The sequence below is a fragment of the Cupriavidus sp. 05T313 genome, assembly GCF_056396665.1.
Genome location: NZ_JBFTLX010000335.1, coordinates 1 through 6,199, shown reverse-complemented (window position 1 = coordinate 6,199; position 6,199 = coordinate 1). Strand labels below are relative to the sequence as shown.

The following is a 6,199-nucleotide window of genomic DNA, read 5'->3' as shown; positions in this document are numbered from 1 at the left end:
ACGCTCCACCGTCCATGGCGCAGTCACGCCAAGCAGCTGCCGGTACAGTTCCACGCTGTCCATCGCACACCTCCTTACCAAGCCATGCGCGAAAGCGTACTACCTACCCACACGAAAGTCTGAAGAACCACATATTTTTACAGCAGTCGGCAGCCTTCTTAGCTAGCCTTTATTCATCGCCACTGCGCAGCGAACACGAGTCCTGCGCATCCCAGGTGTCGCGGCATGCGTCACCGCCGCGTCGCGGGCTTCGCTGCGCGCCTGCGCCAGTTCCGTGCGCAGATCGTCGGCGGCGCGCTCGCTCTTCTGGCGCGCTCCAGGGAGACCGCGCTAAAGCGGGGGCTGACCAAGCGGCAATGCGGTGGTTTTCTGCTCCGGCGATGGACGGATACCATCGTTCAACGTGCGATCGGAGCGGCAAATTTGTTGACAGTGGCTGGCACGCCTCCCTCGTCCTGCCCTACGAGTTACAAACTGATACGCATGGCCGCCCTCCTCCCTTGGAAGCTGCGGCGACCGGTCTACCCCCGGCCACGGCGCGTCACGGCAAGAAGCCACCCGCCGCCGCCGGACAGGAAGGCGTGGGTATCGGGCTCTCGTTGGTACAAAGGCTCGTCAGGCTGCATGGCGGCAACGTCCACGCCGAAAGCGCCGGCCCTGGCATGGGCTGCACCTTCGTGGTGGAACTGCCCGCCCAGCGCTCGCAGAACAGCCACAGATCGGCAAACTCGGGTACCCGACGGGCACGCCGCGCACGGTGATGGCGGTGGACGATAATATCGACACGCTGGAGGCCATGGCCTTTACAGTTGAAGCCATGGGACACACAGTGGTGACCACCATCGATGGCCCCGCCGCCATCGTGCGCGCGGTCAAGACCCGGCCCGACATCATCCTGCTGGACCTCGGCATGCCGGCTATGGACGGCTTCGAGATCGCCCGGCGCCTGCGAGCCATCCCGGCATTGCAGCACGTAAGCTTGGTGGCGCTGACTGGCTATAGCCAGCTGGCGGACCGGGAGCGTACAACGCAGGCCGGCTTCGATCACCATTTGGTCAAGCCGGTCGACCAGGACGCGCTATCGCGCATCCTGGACGAACTGGGGGAAGCCGCCTGAGCCTGAGCTTGAGCCAGCCGCTTGCTCCGCCTTTGCCTATCGACCGCGGCCCGGGCCCACACCAGACCGGCCGCGGTCCTGACCCCGGAGAGAAACATGCCGATTCAGTTCCATATCACGCCTGAGCCCGACCAGTTGCCGCCCGCGCCGGAGATTCCTCCGCCCAAGGTGCCCGACCCGGACCCGCCGCCACCGGTCAACGACCCGCCTCCCGGCGACCTGCCCCCGCCTGCGCCCCAGCGCGCGTAAAGCAGGCATGGCGTCATGCCTGCCGCAGGAAACGCTCGATTGTCGTGGCCAAGGCGAGCGGCTGCTCAATGCGAATCCGTCTTGCCCTTCCGGTGCGCGGTGGGCTTGGCGCCGGCCGGCGGGTGCTCGCTGCCGCACTTGAGGTCCCAGTCTGACCAGTGCGCGGGAGTTCTGGCCGGAAATGCTGACGCTGCCCACATCGCCGGCCAAGCCTGCAAGCGAAGCTATGACGCGCATACTGACGCGGAAATCAGCACGCCGCGCGACGACACCTTCCTGCTTCTTGTCGTCGGACGCTTCCTGAAAGCCGCCATCTCGTCATCACGCTACTAGTGGGTAGCCGTGTGTCCTCTCAGAAACGCGGCTACCCACTAGAGGTAATTCTCTGGACCACCTGTTCCGTCAAAATGCCGAGACAGGAAGCCAACCGTGCCCTAGGCTGCCCCGTAGATGCAGATTGCCATGCCGCGCTTACCTCGTCAGGCGCGGCGTCAGGCCTCAAGCCGCGCGATAACGGTTGCGCAGGTCGCGGATCTGGTCGTGGTTGCGCAGCACCCCCTGGTACTGGCGCTCTACCATCGCGCGAATGTCGAAGCTCAGTTCCGGCTCCTGCAGCGCATCGGCGTATTTTTTCTTGGCCACGTCTTCACCCTTCTCGGTTTCCTCCAGGATGGCAAGGTCGCTGCGATCAGCCACTGCGGTGCGCAGGCTGACCCAGCCGCGATGCAGCGCGCCGGTCACGCTGCCGTGCTCCTCCGGCTTGCCGCCGAGCGCTGCCACCTGCGCCTGGAGCTCCGACACCGCCGTGGCAATCTCGGTAGCGCGGCTGGAAAACAGTGACTTCAGTTCGGGATTCTGTGCGTCTTCGGCTGCCTTGAGAAAGCCTTGCTGGCCGTCACGCGAAACTTCGATCAAGTCGTTTAGTACGGAAATATTCTTGTCAGCCATTGTCAGCTCCTAGCAGAGAGGGACGATTTAGAGATTCAGAACAGAATGGCGCCGTGAAGACGACATGTCGGCAAATCGGACCCGGTTACCCGGCACTCCTGTGCGCGCCACACTGCCCCATCAACAGTACAAATGCGCGCGTTCGCACGCTGTAGGGAGATTACGCGAATGCTTGTCGGCGCCTGCCTACAAATTACATCTCCATGTAAAACGCGCGTGTCGTGCGAGGAAAATGATGGCACCAAAACTGCGGACGCGCAAAGACGAAAGTGCGCGCGACAGGCCGCCTGTCATGGCATCTTGCGGATGCCGCTGCGGTGCCGGCACGCTATCTGCTTTGGATGAGGCCTCCCTGTTTTTTTCTGTCGAGCCTCTTTCCAGGATTCGCCATGCCAAAGAGGCCTACTTTCAACAAGGCCTCGGCCGCCAGGCGGCCCAGCAAGAAAATCGGGCGGAGAAAGGAAACCCACGTCCGCTAGCAGCGGTACTGCGCCGGATAGACTCACGGTCGCCCCGACTAGCGACGTGACGCATATCACAAGCCGCGCGGCTACCGGCGCGAAGGCCGCTTACGACCGTGCCGTGAAAGAACGGCCATCTCCCCAGCCCAAGGTGTTGGGCTCCGACACGGTCGGCAATGTGGTCTCAATTGAAGACCACGCGCTGACCACCCACCAGGGCATGCCGATTGGCGAGGACGAAAACTCGTTGCGGCTGGGCACGCGTGGGCAGGCCCCTGCTGGAAGAGGCAGCAGGGCGCGCAGCTCAGCGAGCGACACAACGGGCTCGCGCGGCACCGCTAGCCCTTGCGGCAGCGAGCCGATGACTGGGACGAGAGCCGCGATGCTGGCGTAGAGCCCGGCTATGGCGGGCAAATGCGCTGCCTCAGCGTACTCCATGCCGGCGGGAATCATGACCGCGGTAAGCGCGAGCCCGGCGAACAGATCCTTTCGCCTGCCAGGCTCTTTCATAGTGGCCCAACATCGAAAGCTGGGACCACGCGCAGCGGGTGACCTTCCAACCCCGAGGCAGCCAGTGTGGAACGATTGGGGAGTCAGCTAATATCCCTGCTTTCTTCGGAGGCGCCGGTCCACATTCTAGCGCCTGACAAAACGAAGAGGCTTACAGGCAAGCTGCGTATTGGCCCGATCCGATCCGACTTGGGGCGAATCCGCGTGTCCGCAGCTGCCTCCTTACGCCACCGGCGTTTCCTGCCCATCATTCGTGGTGCGATTCGGTATCGATGGCGGGGAATACAACTCCGGATGTGACTTGAGCCATACAATCGATTGACGCGCGCGCACCCTGGAAAGTGGTTGCAAACACGGGCCATCTATATCTACCGAATACCCCAATGGCCGTTGTCATTGCCGCTCTCGATGCAGCAGCTATGAGGCGTGAGGCGGTCGAGCCGCACTGTCCGGGGGGAAGCTATCCACCTGGATGACCTTGTCAAGCGCGCGCAGGAAGGCGAGTGCCTTTGGAGCCGAGGAAGTGGCGGCGATATTTTCCAGCGTTTTGAGCTGACGAATGGCGCCGGCCAGACGCTGGCTCTCCGTCTCGCCGAGTTCCTGCGCCAGCGACAGCAACTCATGCAGATCGCGCAAGCCCCCAGCCCTTGGCGTTTCGATATCCGGGCACAGCCGGTGGATGACCCGCGGATCGCCGAGAGCATCAGCGATCGCAAGATTTTCCGAATCGCGCGGGCGGTGGATTGGCCTCAATCCCTGCAGCGCGATCTTGCCGGCTACCCTCAGCACTGGATTGGATACGTTGTCATAAAGCCCATGCAAGGCTTCGCTAGCGAGCCAGATCTGATGCCGGATGGCGCCACGCACGATAGGCGTCAATTCGCCATCAGGATGCTTGGCGTAATGCCACAAGCAGGCACATGCCATGTAAAGATGAGAGAGTGCATCGCCCAGCCGCGACGACAGCAGTTCCAGCCGCTTCAGCTTGCCTCCGAGGACCCCCATGCAAATGTCGGTGGTGAAGGCGAATTTCGCGGCGAGCCGGGCAATCCTGCGCGCCTCGCGCTCGAATTCCGGTGGCACGTTACCCAGGAGTGGCGCGTGGACAAGACTGCCCAAGAAACTGTGCAACAGGTGGCCGCCATGCCCAAGCACCGCGTCGCCAAGCGCAACGGGGTTGCGTTGTTCGACTGCCCGGATTTCCTTCAGTACATAGGGATGGCAGCGCACGGCGCCCTGACCGAAGATGATCAGCGCGTGCGTGAGGATGTTGGCCCCTTCGACAGTGATGGCGATAGGCGCATGGCGGTAGGCGGTCGACAGCAGATTGGATGGGCCGGCGCAGATCGCTTTGCCGCCGAGAATGTCCATGCCATGGTTGATCGCGCGGCGGCCCGCTTCCGTCAGATGGTATTTCAGGATGGCGCTGGCGACGCTGGGCTGTTCGCCTTGATCGAGTATGCTGGTCGTTAGGCGCCGCGCGGAATCGGTGGCATACAGCTCAATAGCCATTTCCGCCAACGGCGCGGCGATGCTGGGGAAGCGCTGAATCGGCAGGCCGAACTGATTGCGCAGCCGAGCATAGCCGTTGGCGACATACAGCGAAGTTTGCTGCAGCGCCGCGCCGATCGCAGGCAGCGATATGGCCCGGCCGTTGGCCAGGCATTCCATCAACATGCGCCAGCCCCTGCCAATGTTGTTACTGCCGCCGATGACCCAGTCAAGCGGAATGAACACATCCTCCCCTTGCACCGGGCCATTCATGAACGCACTGTTCATTGGCCTATGGCGTGCTCCAATATGCAGGCCCGGATGCGGCACCGGGATCAGCGCGCAGGTAATGCCCAATTGCCGCATGCCGGCGGGCCGGGTGGGGTCGATGGCGTTGAAGGCAAGGCCTACAACCGTTGCTACCGGCGCCAGCGTGATGTAGCGCTTGGAAAAGGTCAGCGCAAAGCCCTCGGTCATGGCGCCGTTCCATTCGCGCTGCGTCAACACCCCGATATCTGGAATTGCGGCGGCGTCCGAGCCGGCATACGGAGAAGTGAGTGCAAAGCACGGCAGATCCTCGCAACGCGCCAGGCGCGGCAGGTAGTGGTTCTTCTGTGCCTCGGTACCGTAGCGCACCAGCAGTTCGGACGGGCCGAGCGAGTTCGGCACCATCACAGTAACTGCCGCAGCGGTGTTGACGCTGGCGATGCGCGTCACAACTGCGGCGTGAGCGGCATGGCTGAATTCGAGCCCGCCGTAGGCGCGCGGAATGATCATGCCGAAAAATCGATGTTTGCGCAGATAGCGCCAGACTTCAGCCGGCAGATCGTGCGCCTCGTCAATCGCGAAATCGTCGAGCATTCCGCACAATTCTGTTACGCGCTGTTCCAGAAAGGCCTGCTCCTCCTCTGTCAACTGCTCGGCCGGAATCGCTGCAAGCCTCGCGAAATCAGCCTTGCCTTCGAACAAGCAGCCTTCAAAACCGACCGTACCGGACTCCAGTGCAGCGCGTTCCGTCTCGCCGATCTTCGGCAGGGCATTGGTGAACGCAGGCATCAAGAGCCTTCCGAGCAGGGATGACAGCATCTAGCTCCGCCAGGTTCCAGTATTATTGAGACTTGTATAAATCATGACAACCGATTTGAGTCTGACGCGTTATCTGACCAAGGCGTTGATCGGGAGTCGATTGCATGGCTGGGAAGATGGACGAAGCGACCAGAAAGCGGGTTCGCGCTGGACGGATGCTGTTAGCGAACAAGCCGGTCGCGGCGGTTGCGGCTGCGGTGGGCGTGGCTCGGCAGACGGTGTACACGTGGAAGGCGCGACTGGACGAAGGCGGCATCGACGCGCTGCGCACCATGGCCCGTGGACGGCCGTCGTTGCTCGACGATGCCCAGCGCGAGCAGTTGTGTCGTGCCTGCCT

General features: G+C 62.6%; 6 protein-coding genes and 1 pseudogene. 4 read left to right on the top strand and 3 right to left on the bottom strand.

The features are described from left to right. The first annotated feature begins 14 nt into the window (after positions 1–14). From AC1DKD_RS37900 to AC1DKD_RS37890, 3 genes are all read left to right on the top strand, one after another. On the top strand, positions 15–761 hold the full coding sequence (locus AC1DKD_RS37900; RefSeq protein ID WP_441637437.1) for an ATP-binding protein: 747 nt from the start codon (positions 15–17) through the stop codon (positions 759–761). Beyond that, positions 761–1,117 (top strand): response regulator, encoded by a 357-nt coding sequence (locus AC1DKD_RS37895; protein WP_441637435.1) that lies wholly within the window; start codon positions 761–763, stop codon positions 1,115–1,117. The genes AC1DKD_RS37900 and AC1DKD_RS37895 overlap by 1 nt, the downstream gene beginning before the upstream one ends. A 96-nt stretch (positions 1,118–1,213) precedes the next feature. Continuing rightward, positions 1,214–1,366: a hypothetical protein gene (locus AC1DKD_RS37890; protein WP_441637433.1), complete on the top strand. Its 153-nt coding sequence runs from the start codon at positions 1,214–1,216 to the stop codon at positions 1,364–1,366. A 498-nt stretch (positions 1,367–1,864) separates the two neighbouring features. Here the strand turns inward: AC1DKD_RS37890 and AC1DKD_RS37885 are convergent, their stop codons facing one another. The 3 genes and pseudogenes from AC1DKD_RS37885 to AC1DKD_RS37875 all read right to left on the bottom strand — a co-directional run bounded on the left by AC1DKD_RS37885 (position 1,865) and on the right by AC1DKD_RS37875 (position 5,862). Next, positions 1,865–2,314: a PA2169 family four-helix-bundle protein gene (locus tag AC1DKD_RS37885; protein ID WP_441637432.1), complete on the bottom strand. Its 450-nt coding sequence runs from the start codon at positions 2,312–2,314 to the stop codon at positions 1,865–1,867. 830 nt (positions 2,315–3,144) lie between these two features. After that, positions 3,145–3,298: pseudogene (locus AC1DKD_RS37880) on the bottom strand (SulP family inorganic anion transporter); the annotation flags it as partial. Positions 3,299–3,702: 404 nt separating this feature from the next. Continuing rightward, positions 3,703–5,862 carry an acyl-CoA dehydrogenase gene (locus AC1DKD_RS37875; protein WP_441637430.1) on the bottom strand — a complete coding sequence of 720 codons (2,160 nt, stop codon included), beginning with the start codon at positions 5,860–5,862 and terminating at the stop codon, positions 3,703–3,705. 104 nt (positions 5,863–5,966) lie between these two features. On the opposite strand from AC1DKD_RS37875, the gene AC1DKD_RS37870 reads away from it, so the two are divergent. Continuing rightward, the coding region (locus AC1DKD_RS37870; RefSeq protein WP_477144467.1) for a helix-turn-helix domain-containing protein at positions 5,967–6,199 on the top strand (233 nt) is incomplete at its 3' end.

Coding starts and splice junctions, on each gene's coding strand:
- AC1DKD_RS37885 (WP_441637432.1), bottom strand. CDS start 2,314: ATGGCTGACAAGAATATTTCCGTACTAAACGACTTGATCGAAGTTTCG.
- AC1DKD_RS37875 (WP_441637430.1), bottom strand. CDS start 5,862: ATGCTGTCATCCCTGCTCGGAAGGCTCTTGATGCCTGCGTTCACCAAT.
- AC1DKD_RS37900 (WP_441637437.1), top strand. CDS start 15: ATGGCGCAGTCACGCCAAGCAGCTGCCGGTACAGTTCCACGCTGTCCA.
- AC1DKD_RS37895 (WP_441637435.1), top strand. CDS start 761: ATGGCGGTGGACGATAATATCGACACGCTGGAGGCCATGGCCTTTACA.
- AC1DKD_RS37890 (WP_441637433.1), top strand. CDS start 1,214: ATGCCGATTCAGTTCCATATCACGCCTGAGCCCGACCAGTTGCCGCCC.